Annotated in this window: 17 protein-coding genes; 11 read left to right on the top strand and 6 right to left on the bottom strand. The window is 68.1% G+C overall.

The features are described 5' to 3' along the window. Positions 1 to 65 precede the first annotated feature (65 nt). The 5 genes from BBX35_RS19245 to BBX35_RS19225 all read right to left on the bottom strand — a co-directional run bounded on the left by BBX35_RS19245 (position 66) and on the right by BBX35_RS19225 (position 5,799). On the bottom strand, positions 66 to 503 hold the full coding sequence (locus BBX35_RS19245) for a VOC family protein (protein WP_171901495.1): 438 nt from the start codon (positions 501 to 503) through the stop codon (positions 66 to 68). A 19-nt stretch (positions 504 to 522) separates the two neighbouring features. Then, positions 523 to 1,293: an SDR family NAD(P)-dependent oxidoreductase gene (locus BBX35_RS19240; protein ID WP_067224033.1), complete on the bottom strand. Its 771-nt coding sequence runs from the start codon at positions 1,291 to 1,293 to the stop codon at positions 523 to 525. 7 nt (positions 1,294 to 1,300) lie between these two features. Continuing rightward, a complete protein-coding gene (locus BBX35_RS19235; protein WP_067223543.1) occupies positions 1,301 to 2,575 on the bottom strand; it encodes a dihydrolipoamide acetyltransferase family protein in 1,275 nt (424 codons plus the stop codon). Between the two features lie 3 nt (positions 2,576 to 2,578). Continuing rightward, positions 2,579 to 4,657 carry an alpha-ketoacid dehydrogenase subunit alpha/beta gene (locus BBX35_RS19230; RefSeq protein ID WP_244271668.1) on the bottom strand — a complete coding sequence of 693 codons (2,079 nt, stop codon included), beginning with the start codon at positions 4,655 to 4,657 and terminating at the stop codon, positions 2,579 to 2,581. A gap of 212 nt (positions 4,658 to 4,869) precedes the next feature. Beyond that, a complete protein-coding gene (locus BBX35_RS19225) occupies positions 4,870 to 5,799 on the bottom strand; it encodes a LysR family transcriptional regulator (protein ID WP_067223540.1) in 930 nt (309 codons plus the stop codon). 285 nt (positions 5,800 to 6,084) lie between these two features. Here BBX35_RS19225 and BBX35_RS23250 point away from each other — a divergent pair, with 285 nt between their 5' ends. The 6 genes from BBX35_RS23250 to BBX35_RS19195 are packed head-to-tail and all read left to right on the top strand — an operon-like array spanning position 6,085 to position 11,378. After that, the gene (locus BBX35_RS23250) at positions 6,085 to 7,290 is read left to right on the top strand and encodes an ABC transporter substrate-binding protein (RefSeq protein ID WP_083206439.1); all 1,206 of its coding nucleotides are present in this window, start codon (positions 6,085 to 6,087) and stop codon (positions 7,288 to 7,290) included. An 11-nt stretch (positions 7,291 to 7,301) separates the two neighbouring features. Then, positions 7,302 to 8,066, top strand: a complete 765-nt coding sequence (locus BBX35_RS19215; RefSeq protein WP_067223537.1) for an ABC transporter ATP-binding protein — start codon at positions 7,302 to 7,304, stop codon at positions 8,064 to 8,066. Further along, positions 8,066 to 8,779: an ABC transporter ATP-binding protein gene (locus tag BBX35_RS19210; RefSeq protein ID WP_067223536.1), complete on the top strand. Its 714-nt coding sequence runs from the start codon at positions 8,066 to 8,068 to the stop codon at positions 8,777 to 8,779. The genes BBX35_RS19215 and BBX35_RS19210 overlap by 1 nt, the downstream gene beginning before the upstream one ends. A 2-nt stretch (positions 8,780 to 8,781) precedes the next feature. Further along, positions 8,782 to 9,666 (top strand): branched-chain amino acid ABC transporter permease, encoded by an 885-nt coding sequence (locus BBX35_RS19205; RefSeq protein WP_067223533.1) that lies wholly within the window; start codon positions 8,782 to 8,784, stop codon positions 9,664 to 9,666. A gap of 9 nt (positions 9,667 to 9,675) precedes the next feature. After that, positions 9,676 to 10,644: a branched-chain amino acid ABC transporter permease gene (locus BBX35_RS19200; RefSeq protein ID WP_067223531.1), complete on the top strand. Its 969-nt coding sequence runs from the start codon at positions 9,676 to 9,678 to the stop codon at positions 10,642 to 10,644. After that, positions 10,641 to 11,378 (top strand): SDR family NAD(P)-dependent oxidoreductase, encoded by a 738-nt coding sequence (locus BBX35_RS19195; RefSeq protein WP_067223529.1) that lies wholly within the window; start codon positions 10,641 to 10,643, stop codon positions 11,376 to 11,378. Before BBX35_RS19200 ends, BBX35_RS19195 begins: the two co-directional genes overlap by 4 nt. A gap of 14 nt (positions 11,379 to 11,392) precedes the next feature. Here the strand turns inward: BBX35_RS19195 and BBX35_RS19190 are convergent, their stop codons facing one another. Then, the gene (locus tag BBX35_RS19190; protein ID WP_067223527.1) at positions 11,393 to 11,851 is read right to left on the bottom strand and encodes an RrF2 family transcriptional regulator; all 459 of its coding nucleotides are present in this window, start codon (positions 11,849 to 11,851) and stop codon (positions 11,393 to 11,395) included. A 276-nt stretch (positions 11,852 to 12,127) separates the two neighbouring features. On the opposite strand from BBX35_RS19190, the gene BBX35_RS19185 reads away from it, so the two are divergent. The 5 genes from BBX35_RS19185 to BBX35_RS19165 all read left to right on the top strand — a co-directional run bounded on the left by BBX35_RS19185 (position 12,128) and on the right by BBX35_RS19165 (position 16,554). Then, the gene (locus tag BBX35_RS19185) at positions 12,128 to 12,580 is read left to right on the top strand and encodes an RrF2 family transcriptional regulator (protein WP_067223525.1); all 453 of its coding nucleotides are present in this window, start codon (positions 12,128 to 12,130) and stop codon (positions 12,578 to 12,580) included. Between the two features lie 94 nt (positions 12,581 to 12,674). Next, a complete protein-coding gene (locus tag BBX35_RS19180) occupies positions 12,675 to 13,691 on the top strand; it encodes a sulfate ABC transporter substrate-binding protein (protein ID WP_067223522.1) in 1,017 nt (338 codons plus the stop codon). A 7-nt stretch (positions 13,692 to 13,698) separates the two neighbouring features. Beyond that, positions 13,699 to 14,553 (top strand): sulfate ABC transporter permease subunit CysT, encoded by an 855-nt coding sequence (gene cysT / locus BBX35_RS19175; RefSeq protein WP_067223520.1) that lies wholly within the window; start codon positions 13,699 to 13,701, stop codon positions 14,551 to 14,553. Next, entirely contained in the window at positions 14,546 to 15,421 is an 876-nt protein-coding gene (cysW, locus tag BBX35_RS19170) for a sulfate ABC transporter permease subunit CysW (RefSeq protein ID WP_067223518.1), read from the top strand. Before cysT ends, cysW begins: the two co-directional genes overlap by 8 nt. Before the next feature lie 11 nt (positions 15,422 to 15,432). Beyond that, positions 15,433 to 16,554: a sulfate/molybdate ABC transporter ATP-binding protein gene (locus BBX35_RS19165; RefSeq protein WP_067223515.1), complete on the top strand. Its 1,122-nt coding sequence runs from the start codon at positions 15,433 to 15,435 to the stop codon at positions 16,552 to 16,554.

Genomic DNA, 16,554 nt, shown 5'->3' with positions numbered 1-16,554 from the left:
CGGGCGTCTGTCCATCCGGCGTCAGGCCGGGCACCGGACGCAGGACAATCCAGATCGGCGGCGGCTCAGCGCTCGATCAGCTCCAGCACGACCCCGTCGCCGGGATTGCGCAGGTAGGCGATGCGCTTGCCCTTGTTCGGGCCGGCGCTGACGACCACCACATCGCCGAGAAGGTCCAGCGACCACTCGGCGCAGCGCTTCAGCATCTCGTCCATGTCGTCGACATCGAAGCCGAGATGCAGCGAGCCGAGATCGCAGGGACGCGGACGGAAGTCACCGCGCTCCTGCGGCGCCGAGTAGCACAGCAGCTCCACCGTCGCGGTGCCGTTGCGCATGTAGGCGATCTCGACCTCGCAGCCGGCGACGCCGATCACCCGCGAGATGGTGTCCGGGTCGCGCGGCGCGCGCGAGATCGTCTCGAAGCCGAAGAGATCGCGGAACATCGCCTCGGACCGGTCGAGGTCGGCCACCGTGATGCCGGTGTGGTTTTGCGTGACGGACATGGATCCTCCCATAATGTCGTCAGTGGGCGAGATAGCCGCCGTCGACGGGCAGCACATGGCCGGTGACCATGGCCGCCGCCGGGGCGCACAGATAAAGCACGGCCGCGGCCGCGTCACGCAGGGTGGCGAAACGGCCGAGCGGCATGGACGCGAGCAGCGGTTCGGAAACGCCCGGCTGGTCGAGGAACGCCCGGTTGAAGTCGGTGCGGATCCAGGTCGGCGCAACCGCATTGACGCGGATGCCGAGCGGCCCCCACTCCATTGCCAGCCCGCGGGTCAGGTTGACCATCGCGCCCTTGGACGCGTGGTAGGAGGCGATGGGATAGAAGCCGCCGCCCGACAGCGCCATGATCGAGGCGATGTTGACGATGGCCCCACCGCCCTTCGCGGCCATGCCGGGCTGGACGAGACGGCTCAGCTCGAAGGCAGCGTCCAGATTGACCGCCATCGCCTGCCGCCACATGTCGGGCGTCAGCTCGGTCGCCGGCACGCGCTGCACCAGCGCGGCGTTGTTGACCAGGATGTCCGGCGCACCGGCCCAATCCGAGACTTCCTCGACCACGGCAGGCAGGCGCGCCGGCTCGGCAATGTCGGCGGTGACGGCAAGACAGCGCACGCCGCCGGCCCGAAGGTCGGCCGCGGCCGCCTCCAGCGCCTCCCCGTCCCGGTCGACAAGCGCCACGGCGGCGCCTGCCTCTGCAAGCAGCCGTGCGCTCTCCAGCCCGATGCCGCGCGCGCCGCCGGTGATCAGCGCGACGCGGCCGCCGAGGTCGAACAGTTCCTCCAGCATCGCCATCTCACGAGGCCAGCAGAAGCGGCGTCTCGATCAGCGTCTTGAGCTGCTGCAAGAGCTGCGCGCCCACCGCGCCGTCGATGGCGCGGTGGTCGACCGACAGCGTCAACCGCAAGCGCTGGACTTCGACCGCCTGGCCGTCGCGCAGCGCCAGCTCCGTCTCGGTGGTGCCGACCGCAAGGTTCATGCTCTGCGGCGGATTGATGATCGCCGAGAAGGCACTGACGCCGTACATGCCGAGATTGGACAGACCGGCAAGGCCGCCGGAATACTCCTCCGGCATCAGCCGGCCGGCACGGGCCCGGGCGATGGCATCGCGCGCGGCCTGCGACAGGGCGCCGGGCGACAGCCGCGCCGCATCGCGCAGGATCGGCGTGATCAGCCCGCCCTCGAGCGCCACGGCCAGGCCGATATCGACGCTGGTGTGACGCACCAGACCCGCCTCGCTCCAGGTCACCATGGCATCGGGCGTGCGGGCGATGGCCAGCGCATAGGCCTTCATCACCAGATCGTTGACCGTCAGCTTCGCATCCGACCCGGAAGCCGCCAGCGCGGCGTTCAGCTCCTTGCGCAGGGCCAGCAGGGCATCGGCCTCGCAGCGAACCTCCAGATAGAAGTGCGGGACGGTCTGCTTGGCCTCGACCAGCCGCTGGGCGATGGTCCGGCGCATCGCCGTGTGCGGCTCCACCTCGCCTCCAGGGACTGCCTGCGGAGCAGGCGTGGCAACAGGGGCAACGGCGGGTGCCGGCGCAGGTGCGGGTGCGGGCCGCTCGGCCGCCTCGCGGATGTCGGCGGCAAGGATCCTGCCCTTCGGGCCGGTGCCGCGCAGGCCGTCCGTCTCCACGCCCATCTCGCGCGCCAGACGGCGTGCCAGCGGCGAGATCCGCCGCGGCGGCGCATCAGGATCGACGGCCGGAGCAGCCGCCGCGGCCGCGGCCGGGGCCGGAGCCGGGGCAGCAACAGGAGCCGGTTCAGGGGCAACAACGGGAGCCGGCGCCTGAGCCGGTTCGACTGCCGGTTCGACTGCCGGCTCGGCCACGCCGCTGGCCAGGATCCCGATCGGGGTCTCCACCGGCACGTCCGCGGTACCGCCCGGCACGAGGATCGTCTCGAGCACGCCGTCGGCCGGGGCCTCGATGTCCATCGCCGCCTTGTCGGTCTCCAGCTCGGCGAGAATGTCGCCCTGCCGCACCCGGGTTCCGGGCTCGACATGCCAGCGCACCAGCTTGCCCGAGGTCATCGAGGGCGAGATGGCCGGCATCAGGATGTTGACGCTCATGGCTCAGGCCCCCGCAAGATCGCGGTGGCACATGCGGCGCACCGTTTCGGCGATGCCGGCGGCGCTCGGCATCACCTCGCGCTCGAGCCGGTCGTTATAGGGCATCGGCACCTCGGCCGAGCCCATGCGCTCCACCGGGGCATCGAGCCAGTCGAAGGCCTCCTCGGTGATCTGCGCGGCCATTTCCGCACCGAGGCCGCCGGTGCGCCAGGCCTCGTGCACGACGAGGCAGCGGCTGGTCTTCTTCACCGAGCGCACGAAGCAGTCCATGTCGAGCGGACGCAGGCTGCGCGGGTCGATCACCTCGACGCTGATGCCCTCGCGGGCCAGCGTGTCGGCCGCCGACAGGGCGCGCTCGACCATCGCCAGCGTCGCGATGACGGTCACATCCGTGCCCTCGCGCTTGATGTCGGCCTTGCCGATCTCGATCTCGTAGGGCGCTTCCGGCACCGGAGAAGCGCCGCCGAGATAGAGCAGCTTGTGCTCCAGGAAGACGACCGGGTTGTCGTCGCGGATCGCCGCCATCAGCAGGCCCTTGGCGTCATAGGGCGTGGACGGCGCCAGCACGGTGAGGCCGGGAATGTGGGCGAACCAGGCTTCCAGCGACTGCGAGTGCTGGGCCGCCAGGCGGATGCCGCCGCCCTGGGGACCGCGGAACACCACCGGCACCGAGGCCTTGCCGCCGAGCATGAAGCGCAGCTTGGCGGCCTGGTTGACGATGGGGTCCATCATGAAGGTGACGAAGTCGAAGATCTGGATCTCGGCGATGGGCCGGCGACCGGACAGGGCCGCACCGACGGCCGCGCCAGAGATCACGCCCTCGGAGATCGGCGTGTTCATGATGCGGTCGGGACCGAACTTGTCGAACAGGCCGCGGGTGACGCCGAAGGTGCCGCCGACCGGGCCGACATCCTCGCCCATCAGGAAGACGGTGTCATCGCCCTCGATGGACTGGGCGATGGCCTCGCGCACCGCCTCGGTATAGGTGATCGCGCGCGCGCCCGGCGCGGGCGGTGCCGGCGGGGTGCGGCGCGGCGCCAGCACCTTGTCGAACAGCATCGGCAGCTCGGGCTCGGGCAGGGTCTCGGCCTTGGTGATCGCCGTTTCGATCTCCTCGGACGCCTCCGCCTCGAGCGCGGCGAACTCCTTCGCATCGACGTCCCAGTCCTCGGCAAGGCGGCGGGCCAGCCGGGTCAGCGGGTCCTCGTCCAGCCACTTGCGGATCTCGTCGTCGGTCCGGTAGCCGAGCAGGTTGCCGCGCACGGAATGGTCGCCGTGGCGATAGGTCAGACCCTCGATCAGGGTCGGCCCCTCGCCGGCGCGCGCCCGGGCCAGGGCCTCGGAGACGGCCGCATAGACCTCGACCGGGTCGTTGCCGTCGATCCGCTCGCCGGGAATGCCGTAGGCCGCGGCGCGCGCCGCCACCGATCCGCCGGCCGTCGCCTGCTCGAAGGGCGTCGACATGCCGTAGAGATTGTTCTCGCAGAAGAAGACGATTGGCAGCTTCCACAGGGCCGCCAGGTTGAGCGCTTCGTGGAAGATGCCCTCGTTCGAGCCGCCGTCGCCGAAGAAGGCGATGCCCGCGTCGTCCGAGCCGCGCTGCTTGGCGGCGAGCGCCGCACCGACGCCGAGCCCCATCGAGGCGCCGACGATGCCGTTGGCGCCGAGGATGTTCAGCTCCACATCGGCGACATGCATCGAGCCGCCGATGCCCCCGCAGATGCCGCCGAGCTTGCCGCACAGCTCCGCCATCATGCCGTCGATGTCGGCGCCCTTGGCGATGCAGTGGCCGTGGCCGCGGTGATGGGTGGTGATGAAGTCGCTGCGGCGCAGCGGCAGGCAGGCACCGGCGGCAATCGCCTCCTGCCCAGCCGAGGAATGCGCGGTGCCCTTGATGACGCCGGTCTTGAACAGTTCCTCGGTGCGCGTCTCGAAGCGGCGGATCCGCAACATCGTGCGGGCGAGCGCCAGCATGTCGTCGCGGGTCGGCTCGGGAACGTTGCGATTGAGGCGCTTGGGCGTGTTCTTGCCGACAGGCAGGGTCAGGCTGCCGCCGGCGGCCGAACGGGCGTTTGTTGCCACGGATTTTTCCTCCCGGGATTGGCAGGCCGGCACCCGCGGGATGCGGCCTTTTCCGGGGAAAGCAAGCATGTTCGCGCGCACAGGACAAAATCAATGCGCATATGTCTGGAATAACCTGATGTTATGTCTGTGAATTCAAGATCAGTTTAATCTATGCCCAATGGCCGCCGACGCGGGGTCAGTCCGCAGAAATCCTCGCGTTTTGCGCGAAGTCAGTCCTCCGGGGGCAACTCGGCGGTGATCCAGACCCCGTCCGCCGCCAGCCGGCGGGCATGGCCGAGCAGAAGATCGGTGAAGACCCGCATGGCAGCGGTGCGCGGCCGGTCGCGCGAGGTCGCGATGACCCAAGGCCAGGTGACGCCGGCAACCGGGGCGATGGAAATCTCGCCCCGCGTATAGGCCTGATGGCAGGCGCTATAGGGCAGGATGCTGTGCAGACCGCCGCGCGAGACCAGATCGACGATGATCGAGTTGGTCTCCACGATCACCGGCGGATTGCGCAAGGTGGCCGACGGCGGCAACAGGTCCTCCACCACCCGGCGCAGGCCGTTTGGCGAGGGGGTCAGCACCAGATCGAGCCCGACCAGCGAGGTGCTGGGCACCGGCGCATCCATGCGCAGGCCCGCCGCAGGCGACGCGAGCAGCACCAGCCCTTCGGAGCACAGCGCCTGCCGGTTGAGCCCGCGCGAGGCGCCATGATCGGAATAGATGGCAAGGTCGACATGGCGCGTGACCAGCTCCTCGCGCACGTTGATCGACACGCCCTCGTGGATCTCCAGATTGACCTGCGGGTAGAGGCGGTGGAATTCGGCGACCACATCGGCGATCAGCAGCCCGCGCAGGGAATAGGCGGAGGAAATGCGCAAGGAGCCCGCCGGCATGGTCTCCGCCGCAATGATGTCTTCCTTAATAAGCTCGACATTCTGCATCAGGGCGCGCACATGATCGGCGAGCCGCTGGCCGGCCGGGGTCAGCGCCACGCCGCGCGGCCGGCGGTCGACGAGCCGGGTGCCCAGTTCCTCCTCCAGCAGCTGCACCTGGCGACTGAGAGCCGGCTGCGAGACATTCGCCCGCTCTGCCGCATGGGTGATGTTCAGCGTGTTCACCACATGCATGAAATACTCGAGTTGCCGGATTTTCATCGCCTTGCCTCCCCGCGTGCCGTCGGCGTGAAATGTCTTTTAATTATGGTTTGCATGTCAATTATCTATTTTACACATGCCTTGCGCATCCCTAGCGTTCGTCGGGCAACGGCTGGGGTCGCACCCGCGACACCCCGCCCAAGCCAAAGCGCAAGTTTCGGGAGCATCTGCGCACCCCCTCGCGACACAAGGCAATCCGCTCAAGGGCGGCAGGGAGCCGAGGACTTCCCGCCGGACCAGCCGATGCGCCTGCATGCTCGCGAGCCTGAAACGGGAGGAAACACGATGAATAAGGTTTATGGCCGCATGTTCGCCCTGATGGCGAGCACTGTGCTGACGATGCCTGCCCTCGCGGACGAGGACCAGGTCAAGATCGCCCTGATGACCGATCTGGCCGGCGCGACCGCCGACTACGGCGGCCAGGGCGCCATCGAAGCGGTGAAGATGGCGATCGAGGACTTCGGCGGCACGCTGAACGGCAAGCCGATCCACGCCGACTTCATCGACCACCAGAACAAGCCGGACATCGCCGTCACCAAGGCGCGCGAGGCGTTCGACAGCGGCACCGACATGGTGATCAACCTGTCGAACTCGGCCGCCGCGCTCGGCGTGATGGAGATCGCCCAGTCCAAGGACAAGGTGGTCGTGGTGACCGGCGCCGGTTCCGACCGCATCACGGGCGATGCCTGCTCGCCCAATGCCGTCCACTTTGCCTTCAATTCCTACTCGCTCGCCAACTCGCCGGTGAAGGCGCTGGCGGCGAACGGCGTCAACAACTGGTACCTGATCGTCTCCGACTTCGCCTACGGCCTGTCGGTCGAGGCGGCGGTGACCGGCGCCATCGAGTCGTCCGGCGGCACGCTGTCCGGCAGCGTCAAGCATCCCGCCTTCATGGCCAGCGACTTCTCGTCCTACGCCCTGCAGGCGATTTCGTCCGGCGCCCAGGCGATCGGCCTGTCGAACTCCTCGTCCGACACCACCAACAGCATCCGCGCGCTGAAGGAATTCGGCCTCGGCGGCGACCAGCAGATGGTGGCCTTCACCCTGCTGATCAACGAGATCCACGGCCTCGGCCTCGACCAGGCGTCCGGCCTGCTCTTCGCCGACGGCTTCTACTGGGATCGCACCGAGCAGACCCGCGAGTGGTCCAAGCGCTTCTATGAGCGTGTCGGCAAGATGCCGAACATGGTCAATGCCGGCGACTATTCCGGCACGCTGCACTATCTGCGCGCGGTCGAGGCGGCCGGCACCACCGATGCCAAGACGGTGCTCGCCAAGATGCGCGAAATGCCGATCAACGACATGTTCGCCGAGAACGGCAAGATCCGCGAAGACGGCATGATGGTGCACGACATGTATCTGGTGCAGGTCAAGACGCCAGAAGAGTCGCAGTACGACTGGGACTACCTGAAGGTGCTCGAGACCATCCCGGCGGAGGAAGCCTTCCTGCCGCTCGACCAGAGCAAGTGCTCGCTGGTCAACAAGGGCTGAGCATACAGTCCATGACCCACATCCTGGAAACGGTTGGACTCTGCAAGGAGTTCCGCGGGTTCCGGGCGGTCGATGACGTCTCCCTGCGGGTCCGGGAGGGCGATATCCACGCCCTCATCGGGCCCAACGGGGCCGGCAAGACGACCGTCTTCAACCTGCTGACGAAGTTCCTGTCGCCCAGCGCGGGCAGGATCGTATTCGATGGCCGGGACATTACCCGCGAGAAACCCGCCGCCCTCGCCCGCCAGGGCATGGTGCGCAGTTTCCAGATCTCGGCCACGTTCCCCCATCTGACTGTGCTGGAAAACGTGCGCGTGGCGCTGCAGCGGCGCCACGCGCCGACCTATGCGTTCTGGCTTCCCGGGAGCGTGCTGTCGCGCCTCGACGCCAGGGCGATGGACCTGCTGGAGCAGGTCGACATGCAGGACTTCGCCCAGACCAAGGCGGCCGACCTTCCCTACGGGCGCAAGCGCTCGGTGGAGATCGCAACGACCCTGGCGATGGAACCGCGGCTGATGCTGCTCGACGAGCCGACACAGGGCATGGGCCACGAGGACGTGGAACGTGTCACCCAGCTCATCAAGCGGGTCTCGGCGGGGCGGACGATCCTGATGGTGGAACACAACATGAAGGTCGTCGCCGGCATCTGCGACCGCATCTCGGTCCTGCAGCGCGGCGCGCTGCTCGCCGAGGGCACCTATGCCGAGGTCTCCGCCGACCCGCGGGTCCTGGAAGCCTACATGGGCAGCGAAACCGAGCTGGAGGGGGCACACTGATGGGCGAGACCGTCCTGTCCCTGACGGGAGTGAACGGCTGGTACGGCGAGAGCCACGTGCTGCATGGTGTCGACCTGTCGGTCCGCCGCGGCGAGGTGGTCAGCCTGATCGGCCGCAACGGTGCCGGCCGCACCACGATCCTGCGCGCCATCATGGGCCTTCTCGACCGGCGCGACGGCCGGCTGGAGATCCGCGGCCAGGACATGAGCACGACGCCGGCCTACCGCATCGCCAAGGCCGGGCTCGGCTACTGTCCGGAAGAACGCGGCATCTTCGCCTCGCTGAGCTGCGAGGAGAACCTGCTGCTGCCGCCGGTGACCCGGACCGACAGCGGCATGGCCATGTCGCTCGACGAGATCTACGCGATGTTCCCCAACCTGAAGGAACGCGCGCACAGCCCCGGCACCCGCCTGTCCGGCGGCGAGCAGCAGATGCTGGCGATCGCCCGCATCCTGCGCACCGGCGCCGACATCCTGCTGCTGGACGAGATCTCCGAAGGCCTTGCCCCGGTGATCGTGCAGACGCTCTCCAGGGTGATCCAGAATCTCAAGGCCCGCGGCTTCACCATCCTCATGGTCGAGCAGAACTTCCGCTTCGCGGCCCCGCTCGCCGACCGCTTCTTCATCATCGAGCACGGCCGTGTGGTCGAGGAGATCGCGCAAGCCGATCTTGCCGCCCGCGCCGACGACATCCGCACGTATCTGGGAGTGTGACCATGACCGAGATCTTCGGCGTTCCCGCCCCCGTGCTCTACGGCCAGCTGCTGCTGGGCCTCGTCAACGGCAGCTTCTACGCGCTGCTGTCGCTCGGCCTGTCGCTGATCTTCGGCCTGCTGAACATCGTCAACTTCGCTCATGGCACGATGTACATGCTGGGCGCGTTCCTCGCCTATCTGCTGCTGCAGCCGCTCGGCCTCGGCTACTGGTGGGCCGTGCTGCTGGTGCCGCTGATGGCGGCGGGCCTCGGCATCGTCATCGAGCGGACGATCCTCAAGCGCATCTACAAGCTCGACCACATCTACGGCCTGCTCGTCACCTTCGGCCTGACCATGGTGATCGAGGGCTTCGTGCGGGTCTATTTCGGCGTCTCGGGCCTGCGCTACGCGGTGCCGCCGTCGCTGCAGGGCATGGTCGACCTCGGCTTCATGCGCCTGCCGATCTACCGCATCTGGGTGATCGTCGCGGCGCTCGGCCTGTGCCTCATCACCTGGCTGGTGATCGAGCGGACCCGCCTCGGCGCGACCTTGCGGGCCGGCACGGAGAACCCGAGCCTGGTGCAGGCCTTCGGCGTCAACGTGCCGCTGTTGGTCACCCTGGTCTTCGGCTGGGGCGTCGGACTTGCCGCCTTTGCCGGCGTGCTCGCCGCGCCCCTGATGCAGCTCACCCCGCAGATCGGCCACTCCATCATCATCACCGTCTTCGGCGTGGTGGTGATCGGCGGCATGGGCTCGATCCTCGGCTCCATCCTCACCGGTCTCGGCCTCGGCCTGATCGAGGGGCTGGCGAAGGTCTATTACCCGGAGGCCTCGTCCACCGCGATCTTCGTCCTGATGATCCTGGTCCTGCTGGTTCGCCCGCACGGCCTGTTCGGAAAGCAGTGAGGACAGGCCATGCTCAACACCCGCACCCTCATGATCGTGCTGGCCGTCGCGGCGCTCGCCGTCGCACCGGCTTTCATCTACCCGATGCTGATCGTGAAGCTCCTGTGCTTCGCCATCTTCGCCTCGGCCTTCAACCTGATGCTCGGCTATACGGGGCTGCTGTCCTTCGGCCACGCGATGTTCTTCGGCTCGGCCGGCTATGCGCTCGGCGTGACGATGAAGCATCTCGGCTGGCCGCCGGAACTCGGCATCCTCGCCGGCGTCGCGGTGGCGGCCCTGATCGGCTTCCTCGCCGGCTCGGTGGCGATCCGCCGCCAGGGCATCTACTTCGCCATGATCACGCTGGCGATCTCGCAGCTGATCTACTTCGTCGCCATGCAGATGGAGTGGACGGGGCGCGACGACGGCTTCCACGGCATCCCGCGCGGCACGCTGTTCGGCATCATCGACCTGCAGGACGACATGGCCCTCTACGGCCTGGTCGCCGCCTGCTTCCTGCTGGCGCTGTTCGCGATCCACCGCATCGTCACCTCGCCTTTCGGCCAGGTGCTGACCGCGATCCGCGAGAACGAACCGCGCGCCATCTCGCTCGGCTACGACGTCGACCGCTACAAGGTGCTGGCCTTCACCCTGTCGGGGGCCCTGTCCGGGCTGGCCGGGGCGCTGAAGGCGCTGGCGCTGTCCTACGAGTCGCTCAACGACCTGCACTGGGCGCTGAGCGGCGAGGTGGTGATGATGTGCATCCTCGGCGGCCTCGGCACGCTGGGCGGCCCGGTGGCCGGCGCCTTCTTCGTGATCCTTCTGCAGAACTTCCTCGCCGACAAGGTGGGCGAGTGGCTGTCGGTGATCATCGGCGTCGTGTTCCTCACCTGCATCCTCGCCTTCCGCAAGGGCTTCGTCGGCGAGATCGGCGACTGGATCGAGAAGATGCGCGCCCGCAAGGGCGAGTCCGCCGCGAAGCAGGAGGGCAACCGATGAAGGGGCGTTCCGCCATCGTCACGGGTGCGGCCCGGGGCCTTGGCCAGGCCATCGCCCGCAAGCTGCTGGAGGAAGGCGCGCGCGTTGCGATCTGGGACCAGGACGGCGAGGCGGCGCAGGACAGTGCCGAGCAGCTCTCCGACATCGGCCCCACCCACTCCTGCGCCGTCGACATCACCTCGCCGGAGGAGGTGGCGACCGCGCTGGCCGCCACCCGCAAGATGCTCGGCGAGATCTCGATCCTGGTGTGCAACGCGGCCATCCCCGGCCCCAATGTGCCGGCGGCGGAACTCGCCAGCACGGACTGGGCGCGGGTGATGGAGGTCAACGTCACCGGCACGCTGCTGTGCTGCCAGGCGGTGATCCCGGACATGGTGTCGCGCGGCTACGGCCGGATCGTCACCATCGGCTCGGTTGCCGGCAAGGAGCCGGGCCCGCGCATCGCCGCCTATGCGGCGAGCAAGGCGGCGGTGATCTCGCTGACCAAGACGCTGGGGCGCGAACTCGCCACCACCGGCGTCACGGTGAACTGCGTCGCCCCCGGCGCGATCCGCACCCGCATCTTCGACGGCTGGCCGGAAAGCTATGTCCAGGAGCTGCTGGCGAAGATCCCGATGAACCGCTTCGGCACGCCGGAGGAACTGGCGGAAATCGTCGCCTTCGTCGCCTCGCGGCGGGCGTCCTTCTCCACCGGCGCGGTGTTCGACATGTCGGGAGGCCGGGCGGACTACTGACCGCCCGCAAAGGCTCACGCCTCGTGGAGCGCGGCGGCCGTCTCGAGGTCGCCGCCTCCCGCCATTCCTCGCATCGCCTCGATGGAGCGCGTGTCGAGGATGGAGGCAATCGCCTCGCGAACCTCCAGCATGGTCAGGCGGACGGAACAGGCGGTCTCGTCCGGACAGTCGCTGCACCGGTGATAGGCGGTGCGGCTGGCGCAAGGGATCGGCGCAAGCGGCCCGTCCAGAACCCGCAGCACATGGCCGACCATGATGTCCTCGCCCGGCCGGGCGAGGCAGTAGCCGCCGGCGCGACCCTTGCGGGCATGGACGAAGCCGGCATTGCGAAGGTCGGCGAGAATCGTGTCGAGGAACTTCTTCGAGATCGCGTTGGCCTCGGCGATCTCCGACGACTGCGCCATTTCGCCGGCCGGCAGTCCCGCCAGATGGCACATGGCCTTCAGCCCGTATTTGCCCTTCATGGATAGCATGGAAGCCCGGTCCCCGGCCTGTGCTGCGAACGATCGTCCACTTCGGCGCTTGCCCGGATAGACGATTTGCGGGACGCGCGCCAGCCGGAGGCAGGGGCGAACCTGCCCCCAGCAGATGATTTCAGGCTTCAATACCCCAATTGTATATTTGTCTGATATATTTATATGGCGAACCAGGACTGCCGCGCGGCCTGCCTCCGCAGACCATTCCCCCGGACGGCCGCTTGGCTTAGGGTCGCACCCAAGGTCGAACGACCGACCTCACAGGAGATCCGCGTGCTCTCGCAGAAGACCCAATATGCACTGAAGGCCGTGATCGCCCTTGCCCGGGCGACGCCGGACGAGGTGCGCATGACCTCCGAGATCGCCGAAGCCCAGAACATCCCGAAGAAGTTTCTCGAGCAGATCCTGCTCGACCTGAAGCATCACGGCATCGTCGTCAGCCGCCGCGGCAAGACCGGCGGCTACATGCTGCGCAAGTCGCCCGACCTCATCACCTTCGGCGAGATCCTGCGCATCATCGAAGGCCCGCTGGCGCCGCTGTCCTGCCTCAGCCGCACCGCCTATCGCCGCTGCGACGGCTGCACCGACGAGACGAGCTGCGAGATCCGGCGGGTCTTCGCACGGGTCGCGGAGGCCAATCGCGCCATCCTGGACACGACCACGATTGCCGACTGCCTCGCCCCCCAGGGACAGCTGCAAACCACCCTCGCATCCATTCCTGGATAATTTTTCTCCAAAGGAGCCTTTATTCCGCCTCTGGTTTGTTTTTAAACTCGACTAAATCGATAGAGATTAAAAACGTTGAAACCAGGAGGCATCCATGACCCGCATCCGAAGTCTGAAGACCGCCCTCGCGCTGTCCCTCGCCCTCGGCCTCACCGCCCCTGCCGGCGCGGCGGACATCACCATCCTCAACGTCAGCTACGATCCGACCCGCGAGCTCTACAAGGAGTTCAATCCGGCTTTCGCCGCCTTCTGGAAGGAAAAGACCGGCGACACCGTCACGATCCAGGTCTCCCATGGCGGCTCGGGCAAGCAGGCGCGCTCGGTCATCGACGGGCTGGAGGCCGACGTCCTGACGCTGGCGCTCGAAGCCGACATCAACGCCGTCGCCGAGGCGACCGGCAAGATCCCGGCGGACTGGCGCGGCAAGCTGGAAAACAACAGCGCTCCCTACGTCTCGACCATCGTCTTCCTCGTCCGCAAGGGCAATCCGAAGGCCATCGCCGATTGGAGCGACCTGGTGAAGGACGGGGTCGAGGTCATCACCCCGAATCCGAAGACCTCCGGCGGGGCGCGCTGGAACTTCCTCGCGGCCTGGGGCTGGGCCCTCAAGGAGTTCGGCGGCGACGAGGCGAAGGTGCGCGACTACGTCTCCGAGCTCTTCCGCCACGTTCCGGTGCTCGACACCGGCGCCCGCGGCTCCACCACCACCTTCGTCCAGCGCGGCATCGGCGACGTGCTGCTCGCCTGGGAGAACGAGGCCTTCCTCGCCCTGGAAGAGCTCGGCCCCGACCAGTTCGAGATCGTCGTGCCGGCCCTCTCGATCAAGGCCGAGCCGCCCGTCGCCCTGGTGGAAGAGAACGCCAGGGCCAAGGGAACCACGGAGGTCGCGAGCGCCTATCTCGACTTCCTCTATTCGGAGGTCGGCCAGTCGCTGGCCGCCAAACACTTCTACCGCCCGGCCCGCCCTGAACTGGCGAACGCGGAAGACCTGAAGCGCTTCCCGGATCTGGAGCTGGTCACCATCGACGACTTCGGCGGCTGGGCCAAGGTGCAGCCGGAGTTCTTCGGCGACGGCGGCGTCTTCGATCAGATCTACCAGCCGGCACGGTGATCCTCCCATGACCGCAGTCGCCTCTTCCGGCTGGCGGTTCCGGCAGCCGAGCGTGCTTCCCGGTTTCGGGCTCACGCTCGGCTACACGGTCGCCTACCTGACGCTGATCATCCTGATCCCGCTCGCCGGGCTGGCCTGGCGCTCCGCCGGGCTCGGGCTCGACGAGTTCCTGCGCATCGCCGGCGATCCGCGCACGCTCGGCGCGCTGCGCGTCAGCTTCGGCGCCGCCTTCGTCGCCGCCCTCGTCAACCTGGTGTTCGGCCTCGTCGTCGCCTGGGTGCTGGTCCGCTACCGGTTTCCGGGACGCCGCATCATCGATGCCGTCGTCGACCTGCCCTTCGCGCTGCCGACCGCCGTCGCCGGCATCGCCCTTACCGCCATCTACGCGCCCAACGGACCGCTGGGCAGCTGGTTCGCCGGACACGGCATCCGCATCGCCTACGCCTTTCCCGGCATCGTCATCGCGCTCGTCTTCATCGGCCTGCCCTTCGTCGTGCGCACGGTGCAGCCGGTGATGGAGGATCTCGACCGCGAGGTCGAGGAAGCGGCGGCAACGCTGGGTGCGGGGCGCTTCGCCACCGTGTTCCGCGTGCTGCTGCCCGCCTTGATGCCGGCGAGCCTCACCGGCTTCGCCCTCGCCTTCGCCCGGGGCGTCGGGGAATACGGCTCGGTGATCTTCATCGCCGGGAACATCCCCTTCGTCACCGAGATCGCACCGCTGCTCATCGTCATCCGGCTGGAGGAGTTCAACTACTCCGCCGCCACCGCCATCGGCGCGCTGATGCTGATGATCTCCTTCGCGATGCTGCTCGTCATCAATCTCATCCAGGCCTGGAGCCGCAGGAGGTACAGCAATGGCTGACGTTGCCCCGTTCCCGCGCCGGCTCACCCGCGCCAGCGCCACCAGCGAAAGCCCGCTGGCGCGCGCCCTGCTCATCGCGCTGGCGCTGGCGTTCCTGTCCGTCGTCCTGCTGCTGCCGCTGCTGGCCGTCTTCAGCGAGGCGCTACGCAACGGCGTCGCCGCCTGGGCGGCGGCGTTGATCGAGCCCGACGCCCTTGCCGCGGTCCGGCTGACGCTGATCGTCGCCGCCTTCGCGGTGCCGCTCAACCTCGTCTTCGGCGTTGTCGCCGCCTGGGCCATCGGCAAGTTCGAGTTCAAGGGCAAGGCCTTCCTGATCACCCTGATCGACCTGCCCTTCTCGGTCTCGCCGGTGATTTCGGGCCTCGTCTACGTGCTGCTGTTCGGCTCCGGCAGCCTGCTCGGCCCCTTTCTCAAGAGCCACGGGATCGAGGTGCTGTTCGCCGTGCCGGGCATCGTGCTCGCCACCGTCTTCGTCACCTTCCCCTTCGTGGCGCGCGAACTGATCCCCCTGATGCAGGAACAGGGCACCGCCGACGAGGAGGCGGCCCTGAGCCTCGGGGCCAGCGGCTGGCAGACCTTCTGGCACGTCACCCTGCCCAACATCCGCTGGGGCCTGCTCTACGGCGTGCTTCTCTGCAATGCCCGCGCGATGGGCGAATTCGGGGCGGTTTCCGTCGTCTCCGGCCATATCCGCGGCCTGACCAACACGATGCCGCTGCATATCGAGATCCTCTACAACGAGTACAATTTCGCTGCCGCCTTCGCCGTCGCCTCGCTGCTGGCCGCGCTCGCGCTCGTCACCCTCGTCCTCAAGACCGCAATCGAACTGCGCTACGCCGGCCAGATGGCGGCGGTGCGCGGACATTAGGAGATCCGTCCATGGAGCTATCCATCCGCAATGTCCGCAAGGACTTCGGCGCGACCCCGGCCCTGCACGAGGTTTCGCTCGACATCCGCTCCGGCGAGCTGATCGCCCTGCTCGGCCCGTCCGGCTCCGGCAAGACGACCCTGCTGCGCCTGATCGCCGGGCTGGAGGCGCCCAGCGCCGGCACCGTGTTCTTCGGCGAGGACGATGCCTCCCGCCGCTCCGTCCAGGAGCGCCAGGTCGGGTTCGTCTTCCAGCACTACGCCCTGTTCCGGCACATGACCGTGCTGGAAAACATCGGCTTCGGCCTGTCGGTCCGCCCGCGCGCCCAACGCCCGGCACGGGCGGAGATCCGGCGCCGGGCGGAGGAACTGCTCGACCTCGTCCAGCTCTCGGGCCTGGGCCAGCGCTATCCGGCCCAGCTTTCGGGCGGGCAGCGCCAGCGCGTCGCGCTGGCCCGGGCTCTGGCCATCGAGCCGCGGGTGCTGCTGCTGGACGAGCCGTTCGGCGCGCTCGACGCACAGGTGCGCAAGGATCTGCGCCGCTGGCTGCGCGAGATCCACGACCGCACCGGCCACACCACCGTCTTCGTCACCCATGACCAGGAAGAGGCGCTGGAACTCGCCGACCGGGTGGTGGTGATGAGCCAGGGCCGCATCGAGCAGGTCGGCACCCCGGACGAGGTCTACGACCGGCCGGCCGTGCCCTTCGTCCACCGCTTCATCGGGGAATCGTCGCAGGTGCCCGTGCGCATCGCCGACGGCCAGCTCTGGCTCGACGACCGGGCGCTCGGCCTGCCGGCCTCGGGCAGCGGCGAGGCGGTGCTGTTCTTCCGCCCGCATCAGGTCGAGGTGCTCTCGGGCTGCGGCGGTTGCCTTGCCGGCACGGTCACCGGCAGCCGACGGCTCGCCGGCACGCGGCGGCTGGAGCTGGAGCTGGGCGGCGGACGCCACCGGGTGGAGATCGACGTGCCGATCGAGCATCCGGCAGCGACCCGCAGCCAGATCTCGTTCCGCCCCAGAACCTGGCGGGTCTACCCCGCAGCCGGCGACGGGTCCGCCGCGACCGCCGCAACGCCTGCGCCCGAGCCGGAGCAGACGGCAATCGCGCCCCTTGCGCTCTACAGCATCCGCTGA

It is taken from the genome of Stappia indica, assembly GCF_001696535.1.
Lineage (GTDB): Bacteria > Pseudomonadota > Alphaproteobacteria > Rhizobiales > Stappiaceae > Stappia > Stappia indica.
This window is presented reverse-complemented; position numbering and strand designations above follow the sequence as displayed.

Excerpts from the sequence above, each read along its gene's own strand:
- BBX35_RS19245 (WP_171901495.1), bottom strand. The coding sequence starts at position 503 with ATGTCCGTCACGCAAAACCACACCGGCATCACGGTGGCCGACCTCGAC.
- BBX35_RS19240 (WP_067224033.1), bottom strand. The coding sequence starts at position 1,293 with ATGCTGGAGGAACTGTTCGACCTCGGCGGCCGCGTCGCGCTGATCACC.
- BBX35_RS19235 (WP_067223543.1), bottom strand. The coding sequence starts at position 2,575 with ATGAGCGTCAACATCCTGATGCCGGCCATCTCGCCCTCGATGACCTCG.
- BBX35_RS19225 (WP_067223540.1), bottom strand. The coding sequence starts at position 5,799 with ATGAAAATCCGGCAACTCGAGTATTTCATGCATGTGGTGAACACGCTG.
- BBX35_RS23250 (WP_083206439.1), top strand. The coding sequence starts at position 6,085 with ATGAATAAGGTTTATGGCCGCATGTTCGCCCTGATGGCGAGCACTGTG.
- BBX35_RS19215 (WP_067223537.1), top strand. The coding sequence starts at position 7,302 with ATGACCCACATCCTGGAAACGGTTGGACTCTGCAAGGAGTTCCGCGGG.
- BBX35_RS19210 (WP_067223536.1), top strand. The coding sequence starts at position 8,066 with ATGGGCGAGACCGTCCTGTCCCTGACGGGAGTGAACGGCTGGTACGGC.
- BBX35_RS19205 (WP_067223533.1), top strand. The coding sequence starts at position 8,782 with ATGACCGAGATCTTCGGCGTTCCCGCCCCCGTGCTCTACGGCCAGCTG.
- BBX35_RS19200 (WP_067223531.1), top strand. The coding sequence starts at position 9,676 with ATGCTCAACACCCGCACCCTCATGATCGTGCTGGCCGTCGCGGCGCTC.
- BBX35_RS19195 (WP_067223529.1), top strand. The coding sequence starts at position 10,641 with ATGAAGGGGCGTTCCGCCATCGTCACGGGTGCGGCCCGGGGCCTTGGC.
- BBX35_RS19190 (WP_067223527.1), bottom strand. The coding sequence starts at position 11,851 with ATGCTATCCATGAAGGGCAAATACGGGCTGAAGGCCATGTGCCATCTG.
- BBX35_RS19180 (WP_067223522.1), top strand. The coding sequence starts at position 12,675 with ATGACCCGCATCCGAAGTCTGAAGACCGCCCTCGCGCTGTCCCTCGCC.
- cysT (WP_067223520.1), top strand. The coding sequence starts at position 13,699 with ATGACCGCAGTCGCCTCTTCCGGCTGGCGGTTCCGGCAGCCGAGCGTG.
- cysW (WP_067223518.1), top strand. The coding sequence starts at position 14,546 with ATGGCTGACGTTGCCCCGTTCCCGCGCCGGCTCACCCGCGCCAGCGCC.
- BBX35_RS19165 (WP_067223515.1), top strand. The coding sequence starts at position 15,433 with ATGGAGCTATCCATCCGCAATGTCCGCAAGGACTTCGGCGCGACCCCG.